The organism is Enterobacter cloacae complex sp. 385G4, assembly GCF_057320665.1.
The window spans coordinates 480,435-498,520 of record NZ_JBXWDD010000002.1; the positions used below are offsets into that span (position 1 = coordinate 480,435).

An 18,086-nucleotide genomic window follows, 5' to 3' on the forward strand; every position below is an offset into this window, starting at 1 on the left:
TAATTCGGGGTATTCGTTATCTGTGCCTGCGCATCTGGCGCGGACACTGTTTTCTTTCCACCAGACAAAAGAATGAGGGAAACGAGGCATGAAGAGACAGAAACGAGATCGCCTGGAACGGGCTCATCAACGTGGTTATCAGGCCGGCATCGCTGGACGTTCGAAAGAAATGTGTCCTTATCAGACGATAAATCAAAGGTCACAATGGCTTGGAGGCTGGCGAGAAGCCATCGGCGACAGGGCACTTATAGCCTGATAACGTCTCTTTAAAAAAAGAAACCTCCGCACTGCGGAGGTTTCGCCTTTCCGGGGTCGCTTAAAGCGATATCAGAACGCGGAAGTGTCCTGGAACAGACCCACTTTCAGGTCGTTCGCGGTATAGATCAGACGACCGTCTACCAGCACTTCGCCATCCGCCAGGCCCATAATCAGGCGACGGTTAACGATGCGCTTGAAGTGAATACGATAGGTGACTTTCTTCGCCGTAGGCAGAACCTGACCAGTGAATTTCACTTCGCCCACGCCCAGCGCGCGGCCTTTACCTTCACCACCCAGCCAGCCCAGATAGAAGCCAACCAGCTGCCACATGGCATCCAGGCCCAGGCAGCCAGGCATTACCGGATCGCCAATAAAGTGGCAACCGAAGAACCACAGGTCCGGGTTGATATCAAGTTCTGCTTCTACGTAACCCTTATCGAAGTTGCCGCCGGTTTCGGTCATTTTCACGACACGGTCCATCATCAGCATGTTCGGGGCCGGTAACTGTGGGCCTTTCGCGCCAAACAGTTCTCCGCGACCAGAGGCAAGAAGATCTTCTTTTGTATAGGATTCGCGTTTATCTACCATGTTCTCAGTAAGCCTTATTTTAGTGAAGGACGCAGGATAGCTAACACGTGTACGCTGAACAAGTCCGATCAGTTCGAACTGAACCAGCCCAGCCAGCGTAACGGCCATGGATAACGATGGCGAGCATCCTGCTGCGTCGCCTGAGCAATGCGCTCCTGGATAGTCTGCATCAAAGTTGTCTGACCTTCGCCATCCCAAACCAGGTTTGTCAGTAAGGGTAGTGCATCCTCAATCCCTTCGATGGCCCAGATGGCGAATTGTTCCTGTTCAACCGCGTCCAGAATATCCTGGCACAGGCTGAGATGGCGTACGTTAGGCGCCGGAATAATCACACCCTGTTTGCCGTTTAAACCGCGCTGCTGACAGACAGAGAAGAAGCCTTCAATTTTTTCGTTCAGACCGCCAACGGGCTGAGCACGACCAAATTGATCGACCGAACCGGTAATAGCAATGTTCTGGTTGATCGGCACGTCCGCCAGGGCGCTGATTAAGGCACACAGCTCCGCCATTGAGGCACTATCGCCATCCACTTCGCTGTAGGACTGCTCAAACGTCAGCGAGGCGGAGAAGGGGATTTGCTGCTCAAGCTGCAGCTCAGACATCAAAAATGCCTGCATGATCATCATGCCTTTGGCGTGAATGTTGCCGCCCAGTTCGGCCTTGCGTTCAATATCGGTAAACTCGCCGTCGCCAATATGCACAACGCAGCTGATTCGCGAGGGTTCACCGAACGCGCGCGGATGGCCAGGAAACTCGATCACCGAGAGGGCGTTGATCTGCCCAACGCGTTCGCCTTCTGTCTCGACCAGAATTTGTTCCAGCAGAATTTCATCCTGCATGCGGTCAGCAAGATAGCCTTCGCGCCACTCTCGCTGCGCCAGCATCTGCGTGAGCTGTTCGCCAGTAAACGCACCGTTACCGCTGATCGTACCGACTTCACGCAGCTGCTTGCCGATCCAGAGCGGGCAGAGAGGCAAGGTTTCCTGGTCACCGGTATAGCGAACGGCTTCGCGGATTAAACCCGGCCACGCGTCGGCGGCAGGCGCTGGCAATGCAAAACGTTCCGCCACGGCCATCACCCACTGACACCACTGCGCCATGTCGTCCGCATCGGCAATCTGAATGTTGTCTTCGTATTCGCTGTAAACTGCCTGCTCGGCCAGTTCCGGCTCCATCTCCTGGAAGTCCGCCAGCGATTCGCGGTCACCCGTCAGCACGACGGTCAGCGACAGCGGCATTGACGGCACGGAGACAGGAAGAGGACGAGACTCGTCGTAACCGACCCAGTCAAAGCGCTGTTGGGTCACAACGGTTTTCAGACGCATCCACAGCAGCGGCTGCGCGAGCAAAGTGCTTAGAGAGATGATGAGCACGCCGCCGTTTGCACGATGCACCAGCCCCGGCTGCAGGGAAAGCTCGCCGTTAAACTGGCGCAGACAGCCAAACAGCTGTTCAGCCTCGACCCAATTAGCGGTAATTACCTCGCCGTTAGTAGCAAAACGACCGTCGGCCTGGTCCGCCGGTCCGAAGGTAATATTATGCCCCGCGATACGATACTGGCCGCCAAATACCGCGGTGGTGTCTGGCCGCAGCTGGCGCGTGGCATCCCCAAGCAGCGACAGATATTCCGCTTCTTCCGGGGCTTTCAGCAGCATGAAGGGCGATGTCGCCCACGGGCTTAACGTCTGCTCCAGCGCATAATGTAAGCGTGGTTGCGTATCGCTAAGGATGAATTCGTGTTCTTTTGCGAGATCGGGCTGTGCAAACAGTTCCTGATAGCTCTCGGCATCCGGAACAAGGTCACGCCATGCTAGTTTCGTAATGGTCAAAGTTGATGTTTTTTAGTCAGATGTAAAAGCGTGGAGTATACCGTAAGCGGGGGGCTCTACCCAAGCAGGATTGGTATTTCAGCAGGCGGATTGGCTGCAGTCACTCACAGGATATGATTTCTTTTCAGCAGATTGCTAAAAAACTGATATTCTGAACAGAGTTACGTGGTAACACTGAGATCGCAATGAAATATCAACAACTGGAAAATCTCGAAAGCGGCTGGAAATGGAAGTACCTGGTCAAAAAGCACCGTGAAGGGGAGCTGATCACCTGCTACATCGAAGCCAGCGCTGCGCAAGAAGCCGTGGATATTTTGCTGACCCTCGAAAATGAACCGGTACAGGTCAATGGCTGGATTGAGAAGCACATTAATCCTGCGTTGTTAAACCGGATGAAGCAAACTATCCGCGCGCGACGTAAACGGCATTTTAATGCTGAGCATCAGCATACCCGGAAAAAATCCATCGACCTGGAGTTCGTGGTTTGGCAGCGTCTGGCCGGGCTGGCACAACGGCGTGGTAAGACCCTGTCGGAAACTATCGTGCAGCTGATTGAGGATGCCGAACATAAAGAGAAGTACGCCAACCAGATGTCGTCGCTGAAAAACGACCTTCAGGCGTTGTTGGGCAAAAAATAGATTTTAGTTTTCTTCAGACAATAAAAAACCCCGCATGGCGGGGTTTTTTTATAAGACGATAACTTATGCCGCTGGCTGAGTTACAACGTCTTTAACGCCTTTAACTTCGATCTCTACGCGACGATCTGGTGCCAGGCAGTCGATCAGTGCAGCGCGAGCTTTAACGTTGTCACAGGTGTTGCCAGTAACTGGGTTAGATTCGCCCATACCACGTGGGGAGATCTTGTTAGCTGGGATACCTTTAGAGATCAGGTAATCAACAACAGACTGAGCACGTTTCTCAGACAGTTTCTGGTTGTAAGCGTCAGAACCGATGCGGTCGGTGAAGCCCAGAACCACTACAGAACCGTCTTTAGGATCCAGGTTGCTCAGCTGGGTGTACAGCTGATCCAGTGCCTGCTGACCTTCTGGTTTCAGGGTCGCTTTGTTGAAGTTGAACAGAACGTCAGACTTCAGAGTGAAGTGCTTGGTCTGTACTTCTGGAGCTGGAGCCGGCGCTGGAGCAACAACTGGTGCTGCATCTTCCTGCTGGCCGAAACGGTAGGAAACACCTACGCTCAGCATGCCGTTGTCTGGACGAACGCCAACGGTAGCACCGTCACCGATGTTGTTAACCCACTGGTATTCCAGACGGGTAGCGATGTCACGGGTCATAGCCCACTCAACGCCACCAGCGAATACTGGGGAAACGCCAGTGTCATGGTCGTCGCCAGCGATGTTGTTGCTGGAGTCTGCACGCCATACCATGCCGCCCAGACGGGTGTACACGTCCAGATCGTCAGTTACTGGGTAACCCAGTTTAGCGGTCAGCTGAACGCCCTGAGCTTTGAAAGCGCCATTGATGGTGTCGCCTTTGTATGGCATACGACCTAACCAGTCGTAACCCATTTCAAAGCCAACATACGGGTTAACCTGATAGCCACCGAACGCACCTGCACCAAGCTGGCTCTCGTGAGTAGGGCCATCGTTGTTCAGGCTGCTGTTGTACCAGCCAGTGTCATGGAACTGAGACCAGCCCAGTTTACCACCTGCATACCAGGTATTATCTTTCGGAGCGGCCTGCGCTACGGTAGCGAAGCCAGCCAGTGCCACTGCAATCGCGATAGCTGTCTTTTTCATTTTTTGCGCCTCGTTATCATCCAAAATTCGCCATGAAGGTCTCAAGAGAGAATCACGGTTAAATCCTTCACCGGGGGGCGTGGTCAAATATAAATCTACCGATATCTTCGGCTTAGGCCGAGCACCCCTGGCGATGTAAAGTCTACAACGTAGCTGAAAACTTACAAGTGTGAAGTCTGTCAGGCATATGAAAAAAAAAGTTCCGTATACCTATTATTTAACATTTTTAGAACGAATTTTGTGCAATAAAATTAAGGAGAACCGCACCAGACAAGCCTTGCCGCAATTTTGAGGCCGGGAACTAAAACCGCATCCTGCGGTCAAAAAAAATTCCAGGAAAAATCTTAATTTCACTCAATGATACAAATTTGAGTGAATTTTTAGCCCAGAAAGTTGTCCTCTGCGATAAGAATCTGGACGAACCGGGCGCATGATAAACCCGATCGCATTCCCTTCTTCAGCCGCTTCGGTCAGACGAAAATGTTCCTCTTCCGTCAACTCTTCCGGTAACCACCCGATCACCACGCTGTAATTTCCGGTGCGTAACGCGCGAATCATCGATTCGACGGTATCGCAGGGAGAAAGCTGGTTGATCTGCATAACCTTTGCCAGCGGCAGGCCTGCAGACTGCACCCATTGGCGGCTCAGTTTTTGCTGCGGCGTCAGCCAGAGCTGCCAGCGTGATTGCTGACCAAGCTGCTGTAATAACGGAAGCAGCAGGAGTTGGGTCAACAGAGGCTGGTCTTCACGGTAAACCACTTCACTAATAAGCCCCGTCGAAGCACCCCCAACGGTGTTCTGCGCGACAGTGCCCGCGGTAGAGGAGAGAGAAGTTGAGCGATTTGCATAGCCTGAAGTGTACATATTCATTCCAGCCCTGTAGTTACTGTATGGATATACAGTAACCCCTGCATGCATAAAGATCAACCTCATTTTCGGAAAGCGACTCGCAAAATTCATTCAATGTTGATGTCCTTCGAAAAATCATCTTGCTCAACGACGCTAAGTTGCCTATTTTCCTGCTAACGGATCCGCTAGTAAGAAATTTCGTTGTTACTTTATGATTTTGAAGGGAAATATCATGAAAAAGATATCTTATGAACGGATTTATAAATCCCAGGAATACCTGTCACCACTGGGTGAAATTCATCATCGCGCGCTGTTCGGCGGCTATACCCTGGCAGTGGATGATGCGGTTTTTGCCATGGTGTCAGAAGGTGAGCTCTACCTCCGCGCCTGTGAAGAAAGTGCGAAATACTGTGTGAAAAATGCCGCGTCTTTTTTGACCCTGATGAAGCGGGGCCGTCCGGTGCTTCTCAACTATTACCGGGTGGATGACGGGCTATGGCAGGACAGGGAGCGTCTGCTTCAGCTCTCCACTTTCGCACTTAATGCGGCAAGAAAAGAGCGTTACCAGCGGCATCAGCGCAATCGACTTAAGGACCTGCCAAACCTGACCTTTCAGCTGGAAGTGTTGCTCTTTGAAGCGGGCATCACCAACGAAGAAACGCTGCGGGCGCTTGGCGCTAGGGAGAGCTGGCTGAAGATGCGGGCGAAAAATAAAGCGCTGAGTATCAAAGTGCTATTCGCGCTGGAAGGGGCGATCGAGGGGCTGCATGAGGCGGCACTCCCGGCCGGCATTCGCCGGGAGTTGACGGAGTGGTTTAATGCGCTGCCTGAGCCACTGGAGAATCACTCCTCCAGGTAGCGATTTGTTGTTGCAGCCGGCAAATTTCTGGCAGCAGGGCGATGAGCAGGCCAATCTGCTGTAACACCAGAGGCGCTTTGCTGTCGTTTCCGGGCTCAAGATGCGCAATACGTTGGGTAAGTTCATCCAGCGCCTGTCTCACGCGCGGTTCATCGGCTGGCCGGTGATGCAGTGCATCATCGACATAACAGACCGCGTCATCCAGCAGATTGAGGATGCCCGGGTTGGTGAGTTTTTCGCGATGGGCGCCCAGCGTGGAAATATAGCTGGTGAAGGTATGGTTCAGGCAGAGCAGACGGAAAGCCGTCTCACGAATCTCGGCCGTGGCGCGAGGCTCCGTTGACATGTTAGAGACCACCGAGGCCAGTTCCGCATCGCTGTTGTGCGCATCGCGGCGCGCTATCCGGTAAGCCAGGCGGTTATCGCGGCCCTGATGATACTGCTCAAGGATGGCGTCCAGGTATCGGCAGTTGGCGTTCATAGCCCTGTCTAACACGCGCGGTAGATTACGGAAACGCCAGTCCGGCCAGATAAAGCTGACGGCGGCCCAGGCGATAGCGCAGCCAATCAGGGTATCGAGTACGCGGGGCAGGGCGACCTCGAACCCTTCACCCAGCAGGTTAAAGCAGAGCAGAACCAGCAGCGTGATGAACATTGTGGCATGGGCGTACTGCACGTTGCGAAACGCGAAGAACAACACGCCGGTGATCACGATCAGGATCAGCTGTCCTTCAATGGACGGCACGAAATAGAGCACCGGAAGGCCGATCGCGACGCCGACCAGGGTGCCGATAATACGCAATGCCAGGCGGTGTCGGGTGGCGTTATAGTTCGGCTGACAGACAAACAGGCTGGTCAGCAGGATCCAGTAGCCGTGGTGCAAACCGGTTATCTGGATAAAAGCATACCCCACGCATAAGACCAGGGACATTCGCACCGCGTGACGAAACAGCGCCGACTCCGGCGTGAAGTTGCGGCTCAGCCTTAGCCACATATCGCTCACGCTGTGCACGCTGTCATCTGCAAGCTGGTTATCCACCTCGCTGCCCGGCAGTGCCATCGCCTGCTCGGACTCAATCGTCGCCAACTGAGCATCAATCGCCCGCAGGTTGTTGAGCAGAAAACCCAGCGCTTTGATCTGTTCCGGTGACGTTCCGCTGGCCTGCACGCGGTCGAGCGCCGCATCAAGATGGCTAAACACGCGTTCGAAGCGGGAGTCGTGCTGATAGGGCGTGCGCAAAAGAATGGAGCGCGCGAGCTGCTGGCATGCCTGTGACTGCATGGACAGCAGGCGCTGAAAGCGGAACATGACGTCGCTGTAGCGGAACTTCTCGCGCAGGGCGGCATACTGAACGTGTGAGGAGCTGGCGCGCTCATGAATGTCCTGAGCGGCAAAATAGTAGTGCAAGGTTCTGCGCGTGCCGCGCTGGCCGCGATCCCCGCGCAGACGGGTAAGCAGCGAGGCTTTCGTCTGGTTAAGGGTGGCGACCAGCTGGCCGTTTGCCAGCGCCAGATCGTAAAGCGGCGCCTGGCTTTCTTCCTCGATATCCGGGTCGAACAGCCGGGATTTCAGTTCCAGATAATGGGCTAGCTGCTCATAGCTGCGGGCAAGGTTATCCTGCAGAGGACGAACCGGGAAGATTAGGTGGCCGGTTAACGTCAGCAGGTTATACCAGATGGCGCCCAACAGCAGCAGCACAGGCTGCTGATACCACTGGTCGTACAGGGAAACGCCCAGCATGGTGTAGATGGCGATCAGCAGGGCCCCAAAGGCGATAGTGGCATAGCGCTGCCCCAGACCGCCCAGCAAAATAAACCCGCTGGTGGAGAGTGTAAGGCCCAGAGCAAACAGCCACGGCCAGGGGAAAAGTAACTCAACGGACGCGGAGGCGATAAAAAAACAGACGAGCGTAATGACAAGATTCCGCAAACGCCCGGCCAGGCGATCGTCCAGATCCGCCAGCGCTCCGGCCACCACCCCCAGCGTGAGGGGGATGGTGAGCTTGACATCATTCAGCCACCACGGCAGGGCAGCCGTGCCGCAAAGCGCGATAAATATCCTGACGTTGTAGAGCCAGGCGCTGTTCCAGGTATAACGGCGAAGCAGTGGACTTAGCATAAACGCGGCCAGACCTTATTTACTGAAAACGACGACGTGCGTTCGCTTCACGCGCCGCCTGGGCCACTTCGACCGGAACCACCCTACGCCCGACGGGCCAAAGGGCGATGGCGGCGATCTTAAAGTTCGCGAGCCCGACCGGAATACCAATTATTGAGATGCACTGCGCAATACCGGCAAAAATATGCATGATGCACAGCCACCAGCCGAAGAAAATCAGCCACATAATGTTCAGCAAAGTTCCCCCCGTATTCATCAGGGCGCTTTTGCTCTCCGGGTTCAGCTCGTTAACGTGGATAGCTTCGTTACCGTAGGGGATGAACGAGAGTTTCGTGATTTCCCAGCAGGAACAGGTCAGGGGAAGGGTGAAGATCAGGACGATGCTCACCAGCGTGGCAAAAAGCCAGGAAAGGGTGGTGGCAAAACCGCCCAGCACAAAATTCAACACATTCAGAACGGTACGCATAAACCCTCACTTCCTTTCGATAAAATTAACGCCCAATGATTGTAACGTTTTTTTAGGCTGGAGCACCTTAAAACTGGCAGTTAAACTGTCAGGTAAATTATCTCTTCGTGGATTTGGCGGGACATGGAACTGAAAGCAACTTCTTTAGGCAAACGCCTGGCGCAACACCCCTATGACAGAGTTGTTCTGCTCAACGCCGGGGTTAAAGTCTCCGGAGAACGCCACGAATACCTTATTCCGTTTAATCAGCTTCTGGCTATTCACTGCAAGCGCGGGCTGGTGTGGGGCGAGCTCGAGTTCGTTCTGCCTGACGACAAAGTCGTGCGCCTTCACGGTACCGAGTGGGCGGAAACCCAGCGTTTCCACCATCACCTGAACGCGCTCTGGCAGCAGTGGAGCCACGACATGAGCGTGATTGCCGCTCAGGTGCTGCAGCAGGTGCTGGACGATATCGCGCAAAGCAACGCGCAGCAAACGTGGCTGACGCGCCAGCAGACCGCCGGTCTGCAGCAAAAGATTCGACAGGCACTTTCGGCGCTGCCGCTCTCCGTGACGCGTCTTGATGAGTTCGACAATTGTCGCGATGCCTGGCGTCAGTGCCAGGCCTGGCTGAACGATATGGATAAAAGCCGGCTGGCGCATAACCAGGCCTGGACGGACGCCATGCTCACCCAATACGCCGACTTTTTCAGTACGGTGGAGTCTTCACCGCTCAACCCTGCTCAGGCGCGCGCGGTGGTGAACGGCGAGCAGTCGCTGCTGGTGCTGGCGGGGGCTGGAAGCGGTAAAACGTCGGTGCTGGTGGCGCGTGCGGGCTGGCTTCTCACCACCGGGGAGGCCGTTGCCGATCAGATCCTGCTTCTGGCTTTTGGCCGTAAGGCGGCACAGGAGATGGACGAACGCATCCAGGAACGGCTGCACACCCGGGATATTACCGCCAGAACCTTCCATGCCCTCGCGCTGCATATCATTCAGCAGGGCAGTAAAAAAGTGCCTGCCATCAGTAAACTGGAAAACGACGCGCAGGCGCGACAGGCGTTGTTTATTAAAACGTGGCGTCAGCAGTGCAGTGAGAAAAAGGCGCAGGCGAAAGGGTGGCGTCAATGGCTGGAAGAGGAACTCAACTGGGAGGTGCCGGAGGGCAGCTTCTGGCAGGATGAAAAACTGGCGCGTCGGCTCGGCTCGCGTCTTGACCGCTGGGTCAGCCTGATGCGGATGCACGGCGGCTCGCAGGCAGAGATGATTGAAAGCGCGCCGGAGGCGATCCGCGATCTGTTTTCAAAACGGGTCAAGCTGATGGCTCCGCTATTGAAAGCCTGGAAAACCGCGCTGAAAGAGGAAAATGCCGTTGATTTCTCCGGTCTTATCCATCAGGCGATCGTCATTCTGGAGAAGGGGCGCTTTGTCAGCCCGTGGAAGCATATTCTGGTGGATGAGTTCCAGGATATCTCACCCCAGCGTGCGGCACTGCTCTCGGCGCTGCGGGCGCAAAATAAACATACCTCGCTGTTTGCGGTGGGGGACGACTGGCAGGCCATCTACCGCTTCAGCGGGGCGCAGCTTTCACTGACGACCGCCTTCCACCACTATTTTGGCGAAGGCGACCGCAGCGATCTGGACACGACATACCGCTTCAATTCACGGATTGGTGAGATCGCCAACCGCTTTATCCAGCAGAACCCGCACCAGCTGGCCAAGCCGCTAAACAGCCTGCGGGCAGGGGATAAAAAAGCGGTCACCCTGCTGGCGGATGACCAGCTGGAGCCGCTGCTGGACAAGCTCAGCGGCTATGCGAAACCCGATGAACGTATCCTGGTGCTGGCGCGTTATCATCACCTTAAGCCTGCTGCGCTGGAAAAAGCCGCTACCCGCTGGCCGAAACTGCAGCTTGAATTTATGACCATTCACGCCAGCAAAGGGCAGCAGGCCGATTATGTGATTGTGGTGGGGCTGAAGGAGGGCAGCGACGGATTCCCGGCTCCGGCCCGCGAGTCGGTCATGGAAGAGGCCCTGCTGCCGGTGCCGGAAGACTTCCCGGATGCCGAAGAACGACGTTTGCTGTACGTGGCCATCACCCGCGCGCGTCATCGCGTGTGGCTGCTGTTCAATAAAGAGGAGCCATCCGTGTTTGTCGATATTCTGAAGAGTATTGATGTGCCGGTGGCGCGGAAGCCATAACGGCGTCAGGCAAGATTTCCAGGCCGGGTAGACGTAGCCGCCACCCGGCAAAAAAGCTACTTCAGTCTCTCGGAAAGATAGCGCTGATAGTCCGGAATAAGGATCTCAACCGGCGAGTTAAACTGCGGTGATTCAATGATGAAATCCGCCGTTGACAGGTTCGTCGCCACCGGAATATTCCACACCGTTGCCAGACGCAGCAGCGCTTTGACATCCGGATCGTGCGGAACCGCATTCAGCGGATCCCAGAAGAAGATCAGCACATCAATTTTCCCTTCGGAAATCTGTGCCCCGACCTGCTGATCGCCGCCCATCGGGCCGCTCAGCATCGCATTCACCTCCAGACCCGTTTCGCGCTGGATCAGGTTACCGGTAGTGCCGGTCGCTGACAGGGCGTGCTTTTCCAACAGCGGCTGATGGCGGCGAACCCAGTTAAGCAGCATTTGTTTACAGTGATCGTGCGCCACCAGCGCAATATGTTTGCGTTCAGGCAGCGTGCGTGTTGTCAGTTCCATAATCATATCCATCAGGTTAACTGACTACACGATGACGGGAACCGTCTGACGCTGCAAGAGAAAGGCGTAAAAAATGTGGCTTAAGATGAAGGTTGTTGCTTTGCCCACTGTAAAAACCGGGCCCGCGTGTCGGGATCGGCCTGCTGGAACCAGAATTTAAGGCGCTGTTCCGTCAGGCTCTGGGACTGCGGCGGAATGACGTCCAGTTCCGAGACGCCGGATAGCAGCGTACTGTCGTCCGCCATCATGGTGGCAAACTGCGGAAGGGAGGCGCGTTTGCCGGCTTTGTTATAGACCTGCGTTGCGGCCTCGTAGTCCGGGCTTTTTGTGGCGCTGGTCAACGCCAGAATATCCAGCTTGACCGGGATCGGCATTGCATTCCCGTCCAGCAGCTCAACGCGCGGCGAGGCGTCGAAGGCCGCTGATTCCTTCTCCGTTTCAAGGCGAGGCAGGGTAATGTTCACCTGGCTGATTTGCCGGGTATTAAAGCTGACAATCAGCGGCGGAGAGATGTACATTCGCTGCTCATGGTTAGTCAGGCCGATTGCTTTTTCGACCCGGAACACCAGCTGATGCGGCCCGTTATCTAACTCAATGCTGTCAGCTCCGCGCAATAACGAGCTGGAAACCTTTTTCCCGTCCAAAACCAGAAGATCAATGTCGCCAGAGAGCCGAAGCGTGGTGGCAAAAACGCAAACCGGCATCGCTAACGCAATCAGAGCAGTGGCAAAACCGGTTTTCATAGAAGGCTCCCGTCAGAGATACTGTCGCCGCATTAATGTATCTAAATCTTTCGATAATCACGTTTACTAACATATAGACATATTTTGCCGTTTTGCCCTCATACATCTGTATGGGATGGATGGTTGAGATGTGCGCTTTGGCGTACACTTTTAAAAAAGCCAGGAGAAAAACCATGAAAGAGAACGATATTGCCGAGATTCTGACATCCACGCGTACCATTGCGCTGGTGGGCGCGAGCGATAAACCCGACCGTCCCAGCTATCGGGTGATGAAATACCTTCTCGATCAGGGCTATCACGTCATCCCGGTGTCGCCAAAAGTGGCGGGGAAAACCTTACTGGGCCAGCAGGGTTATGCCACGCTCGCTGACGTGCCGGAAAAAATTGATATGGTCGATGTCTTCCGTAATTCCGAGGCTGCATGGGAAGTGGCGCAGGATGCGATTGCCGTCGGGGCGAAAACATTGTGGATGCAGCTGGGCGTGATTAACGAGCAGGCTGCCGTGCTGGCGCGGGATGCGGGATTGAAGGTGGTTATGGATCGCTGTCCGGCAATCGATATCCCCCGTCTGGGGCTGGCGAAGTAATAAAAAAAAGCCCGTTCATCGGGCTTTTTTTACACGCTTAGTTCCGCAGGCGCGGAGCCTGTAACTGTTTGCGGATAGTCTGAGCAAGTTCATCCATCGTGGGTTGTTCCGGATGCTCTTCCTGCAGCTCGCTACTCAGCTGCGCTTCGGCAAGGTAGGTATGTACGGGTTGTCCGTCGTCACCTTCCATCACCACATGGTACCAGGGTGCAGCGCGAAGCTCTGCGTTCACCGCCAGTTCGTCCGCTGACGGTTCATCAAGGGAATACTCCGGGTCGATATCCACGACCACACCCAAATACCCAAGCAAAGTGTGGCGGACCTGCTGGCCGATACCGAATTTGCTGGCAATCATAGTCACCTCCCGGGAAATACGACTTACACATTAAGTGCGGGCAATATTTCTCTTTTCAAGTTACATGACGCGACAGGCAAACCCTTTCAGATACAGTCCTTCCGGGTAGGTAGCAATCACGGGGTGATCGGCTGCCTGACGGAACTGCTCTATAAATTGTACATCACGACCAGCATCTATTGCGGCATCGGCGATGATTTTTTGGAATAAATCGGTGGTCATCAGCCCGGAGCAGGAGAAGGTGAGCAGCACCCCGCCCGGGTTCAGCAGCTGGATGGCCAGCATGTTGATATCCTTATACCCACGGCAGGCGCCCATCAGCTGGCTTTTGTTTTCCACAAACTTTGGCGGATCCATCACGATGACGTCGAACTTCTCGCCCTGATCGCGATATTTACGCAGCAACTTGAAGACGTCGTCGCGTATAAATTCGGCTTTGCTCAAGTCCAGTTTGTTCAGCTCGACGTTCTGTTTTGCCACGTCCAGCGCTTCCTGCGAGGTATCCACGCTGACCACCTGGGCACAACCGCCCATCAGCGCCGAAACGGCAAAACCGCCGGTGTAGGAGAAGCAGTTCAGCACGCGTTTGTCGGCAACGTACTGACGCGTAGCCAGGCGGCTGTCGCGCTGGTCAAGGTAGTAACCCGTTTTGTGCCCGCCCTGAATATCCACCAGCAGCTTCATTCCGTGCTCTTCAATTGGCAGCAGGGCAGGCGGCAGCTCACCCGTGACCGGGCCCTGCGTCAGCTCCATGCCCTCTTTTTTGCGCACCGCCACGTCGCTGCGGTCGTAAATAGCGCATTCCGGGAACAGGGTTTGCAAGGCGCTAATCAGCGCGGCACGCTGGTATTCCGCCCCGGCGCTGAGGAGCTGCAGCACCAGGAAATTGCCGAAGCGATCAATGGTTACGCCCGGCAGACCGTCGGACTCACCGGCAATCAGGCGATAGCTGTCCAGCCCGTCGCGCTTTGCCAGCCACTCGCGCCACTGCTGCGCCTGCTGCAGACGGCGGACAAAGAAATCGATATCGATGGTTTCGTCTTTATCGAAGGTCCAGACGCGCGCGCGGATCTGGGAGGCTGGCGAGTAAGCGCCTCGCGCTAACCATTTCCCCTGATGGTCAACAATATCAATGGTTTCACCGAGGCTGGCTTTGCCTTCCATACGGGCAACCGCGCCGGAAAAGACCCAGGGATGACGGCGCAGTAATGACTTCTCACGCCCTTTGGCTAACACTAAACGTACACTCATAATTTGCTGTTCTGTCGATTCAAGAAAATGGCCGCCATTTTCCCGAGTTCGCTGGGGAAATGCAACGCGCCAGACGGATAAGGAGAAGGAAGATGTCAAAAGTCTGCACCATTGCCTGGGTCCACGGCCTTGTTCAGAGCGTCGGGTTCCGCTACAGCACCCAGCGCGAAGCGATGACGCTTGGGCTAACGGGATACGCGCGAAATATGGACGACGGCAGCGTTGAGGTGGTCGCCTGCGGCGACGCGGAGCAGGTTGAAAAACTGATGGCGTGGCTGAAAGCAGGCGGGCCGCGCAGCGCCCGGGTTGATAAGGTCTTAACGGAACCGCATCAACCCGGCAGGGAATATGTGAACTTCGGTATTCGGTATTAAATACACTTCACCGGTTTAGGCAGGCCGGCAATTTTGGTGGCCTGTTTTGCCGGGCCCTTCGGGAACAGGCGATACAGATAGCGGCTGTTGCCTTTTTCTTCGCCAAATTTGTTGGCCATTGCTTTAACCAGCATGCGGATCGCCGGAGAGGTGTTGAACTCGAGATAAAACTCGCGCACAAAACGGACCACCTCCCAGTGTTCGGGGGAGAGGGCGATACCTTCGTTTTCGGCGATTTTCTCCGCCAGCGGCTCGCTCCATAGCGTGGTGTCTTTCAGATAGCCTTCGCTATCGGTCTCAATTTCCTGGCCTGCAAAAATGAACATAGTGCTCTGTCGATAAAGTAAAAACCGCCCCTAGTCTAGCAAATAAGGGGCGGCGTGAGAAACCTCGACCTACAGAAGAAGCTGGAGCAGATTGTTGGCATTAAGCTTTTTCAGCGCGTTGCATTTATACGTCGACACCTGTTTTTCACTCATCTGCGTCATATGCGCGACATGCCGTACCGATTGTCCGTTCACCAGCCTGTGCAAAGCCATTCGCTACAAAAGCGGAGCAGAAAAATGAAAATGAGACTTCTGTTCGCCGCAGGCGGTGCGCTGGCCTGCAGTACGGAATTTAACTTTACGCGCAACGAGGGAAAAGCGAATGAGGTCCAGGTCAATACCGTGGCTCAGTTCTATTTTCATCGGGACGGGACCGGCTCTATCCCACCTATATTTGCCGCGGTGACCAGGGCATAAAAAAAGGAGAATGCCTGAGGCATTCTCCTTTTTGTTTCAGCAGATCTGCTTAATCGCGGCTGGCGAAGCCCAGGATGCTCAGCAGGCTGACGAAGATGTTGTACAGCGACACATACAGGCTCACGGTCGCGCGGATGTAGTTGGTCTCACCGCCGTGAATAATGTTGCTGGTTTCATACAGAATCGCGCCGGATGACAGCAGGATAAACACCGCGCTAATCGCCAGGTGCAGAGCAGGCAACTGCAGGAAGATGTTTGCCACCATACCAATCAGCACCACCACGATACCCGCCATCAGCATACCGCCGAGGAAGGACATATCCTTGCGCGTGGTCAGCACGTAGGCCGAGCAGCAGAAAAACACCAGCGCGGTACCGCCCAGCGCCATGCCAATCACGTCACCCATACCGGCAGACAGGTACGCATTCAGGATCGGCCCCAGGATATACCCCAGGAAGCCGGTGAAGGCGAACGCGGAAAGAATACCGACCGGTTTATCAGCAGTTTTGTAGGTCAGGAACATCAGACCGTACATCCCCACCAGCGTCAGGATCAGGCCCGGAGACGGCAGCATCAGCACGGTGCTGGCGGTAGCGGTGATCGCCGAAAACGCCAGCGTCAGGCTGAGCATGAAATAGGTATTGCGCAGCACCTTGTGGGTGCTGAGTAGCGATGTGCGGTCGCGTGAGGAAGTAATTATACGATCCATGAGTCACTCTCTTATGACAGATGTAATTAACGGAAAGAATAGGAAACGGCGCGCCAGTCTCAAAGTGGTTTTACCCATCTTTACTCAGCACGTTAGCGCTGAAGGTGGTCGTTTCTTCTGCAAAAGCATGTGTAACCAGTATGAACGGCGGTTTAAAAGTATTTACCAGATCAACCTCTTATAGGTTACTGAAAAATATTGCGTTATTGCCTTTCGGGCGCTAAGAGTTATCTCCGGATCGTCATAAAACAGACAATAAGGCGAAGGAAATGAAACCACAAACACGCACGCGCTTTACGCTCTCTTTACTCACCGCCGGGATCCTGTGCGCCAGCACGGCGACCTGGGCGGCTAACGTGCCGGCAGGAACAGCGCTGGCCGAAAAACAGGAACTGGTCAGAAACAATGGCAGCGAACCGGCTTCGCTCGACCCGCACAAAGTCGAAAGCGATGTCGAATTCAATATTATCAGTGATTTATTCGAAGGGCTGGTGAGCGTCTCCCCGTCAGGGGAAATCCAACCCCGGCTGGCTGAAAAATGGGAGAACAAGGACAACACCGTCTGGACGTTCCACTTACGTCCGGGCATCACCTGGAGCGACGGGACGGCCATTACCGCAGAGGATGTGGTCTGGAGCTGGCAGCGCCTGGTTGATCCAAAAACCGTTTCACCGTACGCCAGCTATCCCGGCAACATGCATATCGTCAACGCGGCCGATATCGCTCAGGGGAAAAAATCCCCCGACACGCTGGGCGTAAAAGCAATTAACGACACCACGCTGGAAGTGACGCTCACCCAGCCCAACGCGGCGTTCCTGGCGATGCTGGCGCACCCGTCGCTGGTGCCGGTGGATAAAGTGCTGATTGGCCGCTTCGGTGAAAAGTGGACCAAACCGGAGCATTTCGTCAGCAGCGGAGCGTATAAGCTGTCCCAGTGGGTGGTCAACGAACGCATTGTGGCGGAGCGTAACCCGCGCTACTGGGATAACGCGCATACCGTTATTAACAAAGTCACCTATCTGCCGATCACCTCCGAGGCCTCGGATGTGAACCGCTATAAAGCGGGCGAAATTGATATTGTGTATACGGTACCCATTAACCAGTTTGCTCAGTTGAAGAAAACGCTGGGCAGCCAGCTGGACGTCTCCCCGCAGCTGGCGACCTATTACTACGAATTCAACACCACCCGTCCGCCGTTCAACGATGCCCGCGTGCGCAAGGCGCTGAACATGGCGCTGGATAAAGACATCATCGCTGAGAAGGTGATGGGGCAGGGGCAGCGTCCCGCGTGGCTGATTAGCCAGCCGGACATTGGCGGGGTCAAGCTGCAGAATCCGGATTACGCCAGCTGGCCGCTGGACAAGCGTATTGCTGAGGCGAAAAAACTGCTCAACGAGGCCGGGTATAACGAAAGCCATCCTCTGAGCTTCAACCTGCTCTATAACACCTCTGAATCGCACCAGCGCATCGCGATTGCGGCCAGCTCTATGTGGAAGAAAAACCTCGGCGTAGACGCGAAGCTGCAAAATCAGGAGTGGAAAACCATGCTGGATACCATGCACACCCACAACTTTGACGCGGTGCGCTACGCCTGGATTGCCGACTACGACGACGCGGCGACCTTCCTGAACAACTTCCGTACCGGCGACAGTGAAAACACCAGCCAGTACAGCAACCCGGACTACGATCAAGCCTTGATCAACGCCGCAAAGGCCAAAACGCCGGCAGAGCGGGGTAAGTTCTACCAGCAGGCAGAGGATCTGCTTGGGCGCGATGTGCCTGCCATTCCGGTTTATCACTACGTCCGTACGCACCTGGTGAAACCATGGGTGGGTGGCTTTACGCCGGATAAGCTGGGGTACTATTTCACAAAAGATATGTACATCAAAAAGCACTAAGCGAGAGG

21 protein-coding genes are annotated in these 18,086 nt (G+C 54.9%); 8 read left to right on the top strand and 13 right to left on the bottom strand.

From position 1 onward, the window contains the following. The first annotated feature begins 88 nt into the window (after positions 1-88). The gene (rmf, locus tag AC2FAJ_RS10075; protein WP_013097261.1) at positions 89-256 is read left to right on the top strand and encodes a ribosome modulation factor; all 168 of its coding nucleotides are present in this window, start codon (positions 89-91) and stop codon (positions 254-256) included. A 71-nt stretch (positions 257-327) separates the two neighbouring features. Here rmf and fabA read toward each other — a convergent pair whose 3' ends face one another. Together fabA and AC2FAJ_RS10085 are read right to left on the bottom strand one after the other, a co-directional pair. Beyond that, positions 328-846 (bottom strand): bifunctional 3-hydroxydecanoyl-ACP dehydratase/trans-2-decenoyl-ACP isomerase, encoded by a 519-nt coding sequence (fabA, locus tag AC2FAJ_RS10080; RefSeq protein ID WP_000227926.1) that lies wholly within the window; start codon positions 844-846, stop codon positions 328-330. Positions 847-914: 68 nt separating this feature from the next. Next, positions 915-2,675 carry an AAA family ATPase gene (locus tag AC2FAJ_RS10085; protein WP_485454100.1) on the bottom strand — a complete coding sequence of 587 codons (1,761 nt, stop codon included), beginning with the start codon at positions 2,673-2,675 and terminating at the stop codon, positions 915-917. Positions 2,676-2,860: 185 nt separating this feature from the next. Between AC2FAJ_RS10085 and matP the strand changes: the two genes are divergently transcribed. Further along, complete coding sequence (matP, locus tag AC2FAJ_RS10090) at positions 2,861-3,313, top strand: macrodomain Ter protein MatP (RefSeq protein ID WP_023332611.1); 453 nt, start codon at positions 2,861-2,863, stop codon at positions 3,311-3,313. A gap of 63 nt (positions 3,314-3,376) precedes the next feature. Here matP and ompA read toward each other — a convergent pair whose 3' ends face one another. Together ompA and sulA are read right to left on the bottom strand one after the other, a co-directional pair. Further along, positions 3,377-4,432, bottom strand: coding sequence for a porin OmpA (gene ompA / locus AC2FAJ_RS10095; RefSeq protein ID WP_108780329.1), 1,056 nt, complete (start codon positions 4,430-4,432; stop codon positions 3,377-3,379). A 354-nt stretch (positions 4,433-4,786) separates the two neighbouring features. Further along, entirely contained in the window at positions 4,787-5,296 is a 510-nt protein-coding gene (gene sulA / locus AC2FAJ_RS10100) for an SOS-induced cell division inhibitor SulA (protein WP_041910604.1), read from the bottom strand. Positions 5,297-5,513: 217 nt separating this feature from the next. Here sulA and AC2FAJ_RS10105 point away from each other — a divergent pair, with 217 nt between their 5' ends. Then, a complete protein-coding gene (locus AC2FAJ_RS10105) occupies positions 5,514-6,140 on the top strand; it encodes a TfoX/Sxy family DNA transformation protein (protein ID WP_041910603.1) in 627 nt (208 codons plus the stop codon). Here the strand turns inward: AC2FAJ_RS10105 and yccS are convergent. Beyond that, the gene (gene yccS, locus AC2FAJ_RS10110; RefSeq protein WP_041910602.1) at positions 6,097-8,259 is read right to left on the bottom strand and encodes a YccS family putative transporter; all 2,163 of its coding nucleotides are present in this window, start codon (positions 8,257-8,259) and stop codon (positions 6,097-6,099) included. The two genes, AC2FAJ_RS10105 and yccS, sit on opposite strands and share 44 nt — an antisense overlap. A gap of 19 nt (positions 8,260-8,278) precedes the next feature. After that, positions 8,279-8,725, bottom strand: coding sequence for a YccF domain-containing protein (locus AC2FAJ_RS10115; protein WP_485454101.1), 447 nt, complete (start codon positions 8,723-8,725; stop codon positions 8,279-8,281). 123 nt (positions 8,726-8,848) lie between these two features. Between AC2FAJ_RS10115 and helD the strand changes: the two genes are divergently transcribed. Continuing rightward, the gene (gene helD / locus AC2FAJ_RS10120; RefSeq protein ID WP_045261704.1) at positions 8,849-10,903 is read left to right on the top strand and encodes a DNA helicase IV; all 2,055 of its coding nucleotides are present in this window, start codon (positions 8,849-8,851) and stop codon (positions 10,901-10,903) included. 56 nt (positions 10,904-10,959) lie between these two features. Here helD and mgsA read toward each other — a convergent pair whose 3' ends face one another. Together mgsA and csgI are read right to left on the bottom strand one after the other, a co-directional pair. Continuing rightward, positions 10,960-11,418, bottom strand: coding sequence for a methylglyoxal synthase (gene mgsA, locus AC2FAJ_RS10125; protein ID WP_041912035.1), 459 nt, complete (start codon positions 11,416-11,418; stop codon positions 10,960-10,962). Between the two features lie 80 nt (positions 11,419-11,498). Further along, positions 11,499-12,161 carry a curli synthesis inhibitor gene (gene csgI, locus AC2FAJ_RS10130; RefSeq protein ID WP_041910599.1) on the bottom strand — a complete coding sequence of 221 codons (663 nt, stop codon included), beginning with the start codon at positions 12,159-12,161 and terminating at the stop codon, positions 11,499-11,501. Between the two features lie 173 nt (positions 12,162-12,334). Here csgI and AC2FAJ_RS10135 point away from each other — a divergent pair, with 173 nt between their 5' ends. Next, positions 12,335-12,748, top strand: a complete 414-nt coding sequence (locus AC2FAJ_RS10135) for a CoA-binding protein (protein ID WP_028012609.1) — start codon at positions 12,335-12,337, stop codon at positions 12,746-12,748. Between the two features lie 37 nt (positions 12,749-12,785). Here the strand turns inward: AC2FAJ_RS10135 and hspQ are convergent, their stop codons facing one another. Together hspQ and rlmI are read right to left on the bottom strand one after the other, a co-directional pair. Beyond that, the gene (gene hspQ / locus AC2FAJ_RS10140; protein WP_008499919.1) at positions 12,786-13,103 is read right to left on the bottom strand and encodes a heat shock protein HspQ; all 318 of its coding nucleotides are present in this window, start codon (positions 13,101-13,103) and stop codon (positions 12,786-12,788) included. A 60-nt stretch (positions 13,104-13,163) separates the two neighbouring features. Continuing rightward, positions 13,164-14,354 carry a 23S rRNA (cytosine(1962)-C(5))-methyltransferase RlmI gene (gene rlmI, locus AC2FAJ_RS10145; RefSeq protein WP_045261702.1) on the bottom strand — a complete coding sequence of 397 codons (1,191 nt, stop codon included), beginning with the start codon at positions 14,352-14,354 and terminating at the stop codon, positions 13,164-13,166. A gap of 92 nt (positions 14,355-14,446) precedes the next feature. Here rlmI and yccX point away from each other — a divergent pair, with 92 nt between their 5' ends. Beyond that, the gene (gene yccX, locus AC2FAJ_RS10150; protein ID WP_485454102.1) at positions 14,447-14,728 is read left to right on the top strand and encodes an acylphosphatase; all 282 of its coding nucleotides are present in this window, start codon (positions 14,447-14,449) and stop codon (positions 14,726-14,728) included. Here the strand turns inward: yccX and tusE are convergent. Beyond that, positions 14,725-15,054: a sulfurtransferase TusE gene (gene tusE, locus AC2FAJ_RS10155; protein ID WP_028012611.1), complete on the bottom strand. Its 330-nt coding sequence runs from the start codon at positions 15,052-15,054 to the stop codon at positions 14,725-14,727. The two genes, yccX and tusE, sit on opposite strands and share 4 nt — an antisense overlap. Positions 15,055-15,123: 69 nt before the next feature. Beyond that, positions 15,124-15,267 carry a LuxR C-terminal-related transcriptional regulator gene (locus AC2FAJ_RS10160; protein ID WP_223239634.1) on the bottom strand — a complete coding sequence of 48 codons (144 nt, stop codon included), beginning with the start codon at positions 15,265-15,267 and terminating at the stop codon, positions 15,124-15,126. A 24-nt stretch (positions 15,268-15,291) separates the two neighbouring features. Between AC2FAJ_RS10160 and AC2FAJ_RS10165 the strand changes: the two genes are divergently transcribed. After that, positions 15,292-15,471 carry a hypothetical protein gene (locus AC2FAJ_RS10165; RefSeq protein WP_041910596.1) on the top strand — a complete coding sequence of 60 codons (180 nt, stop codon included), beginning with the start codon at positions 15,292-15,294 and terminating at the stop codon, positions 15,469-15,471. A 49-nt stretch (positions 15,472-15,520) separates the two neighbouring features. Here AC2FAJ_RS10165 and yccA read toward each other — a convergent pair whose 3' ends face one another. Then, complete coding sequence (gene yccA / locus AC2FAJ_RS10170) at positions 15,521-16,180, bottom strand: FtsH protease modulator YccA (RefSeq protein ID WP_013097244.1); 660 nt, start codon at positions 16,178-16,180, stop codon at positions 15,521-15,523. Positions 16,181-16,449: 269 nt separating this feature from the next. Here yccA and AC2FAJ_RS10175 point away from each other — a divergent pair, with 269 nt between their 5' ends. Further along, a complete protein-coding gene (locus tag AC2FAJ_RS10175; RefSeq protein WP_028012619.1) occupies positions 16,450-18,078 on the top strand; it encodes an ABC transporter substrate-binding protein in 1,629 nt (542 codons plus the stop codon). Positions 18,079-18,086: the final 8 nt, after the last annotated feature.

Bases quoted from the DNA above. Each gene is read 5' to 3' on its own strand.
- tusE (WP_028012611.1), bottom strand. From the start codon at position 15,054: ATGTTCATTTTTGCAGGCCAGGAAATTGAGACCGATAGCGAAGGCTAT.
- hspQ (WP_008499919.1), bottom strand. From the start codon at position 13,103: ATGATTGCCAGCAAATTCGGTATCGGCCAGCAGGTCCGCCACACTTTG.
- sulA (WP_041910604.1), bottom strand. From the start codon at position 5,296: ATGTACACTTCAGGCTATGCAAATCGCTCAACTTCTCTCTCCTCTACC.
- yccS (WP_041910602.1), bottom strand. From the start codon at position 8,259: ATGCTAAGTCCACTGCTTCGCCGTTATACCTGGAACAGCGCCTGGCTC.
- fabA (WP_000227926.1), bottom strand. From the start codon at position 846: ATGGTAGATAAACGCGAATCCTATACAAAAGAAGATCTTCTTGCCTCT.
- AC2FAJ_RS10160 (WP_223239634.1), bottom strand. From the start codon at position 15,267: ATGGCTTTGCACAGGCTGGTGAACGGACAATCGGTACGGCATGTCGCG.
- AC2FAJ_RS10115 (WP_485454101.1), bottom strand. From the start codon at position 8,725: ATGCGTACCGTTCTGAATGTGTTGAATTTTGTGCTGGGCGGTTTTGCC.
- rmf (WP_013097261.1), top strand. From the start codon at position 89: ATGAAGAGACAGAAACGAGATCGCCTGGAACGGGCTCATCAACGTGGT.
- AC2FAJ_RS10165 (WP_041910596.1), top strand. From the start codon at position 15,292: ATGAAAATGAGACTTCTGTTCGCCGCAGGCGGTGCGCTGGCCTGCAGT.
- csgI (WP_041910599.1), bottom strand. From the start codon at position 12,161: ATGAAAACCGGTTTTGCCACTGCTCTGATTGCGTTAGCGATGCCGGTT.
- yccX (WP_485454102.1), top strand. From the start codon at position 14,447: ATGTCAAAAGTCTGCACCATTGCCTGGGTCCACGGCCTTGTTCAGAGC.
- AC2FAJ_RS10105 (WP_041910603.1), top strand. From the start codon at position 5,514: ATGAAAAAGATATCTTATGAACGGATTTATAAATCCCAGGAATACCTG.
- AC2FAJ_RS10175 (WP_028012619.1), top strand. From the start codon at position 16,450: ATGAAACCACAAACACGCACGCGCTTTACGCTCTCTTTACTCACCGCC.
- matP (WP_023332611.1), top strand. From the start codon at position 2,861: ATGAAATATCAACAACTGGAAAATCTCGAAAGCGGCTGGAAATGGAAG.
- AC2FAJ_RS10135 (WP_028012609.1), top strand. From the start codon at position 12,335: ATGAAAGAGAACGATATTGCCGAGATTCTGACATCCACGCGTACCATT.
- helD (WP_045261704.1), top strand. From the start codon at position 8,849: ATGGAACTGAAAGCAACTTCTTTAGGCAAACGCCTGGCGCAACACCCC.
- mgsA (WP_041912035.1), bottom strand. From the start codon at position 11,418: ATGGAACTGACAACACGCACGCTGCCTGAACGCAAACATATTGCGCTG.
- yccA (WP_013097244.1), bottom strand. From the start codon at position 16,180: ATGGATCGTATAATTACTTCCTCACGCGACCGCACATCGCTACTCAGC.
- ompA (WP_108780329.1), bottom strand. From the start codon at position 4,432: ATGAAAAAGACAGCTATCGCGATTGCAGTGGCACTGGCTGGCTTCGCT.
- rlmI (WP_045261702.1), bottom strand. From the start codon at position 14,354: ATGAGTGTACGTTTAGTGTTAGCCAAAGGGCGTGAGAAGTCATTACTG.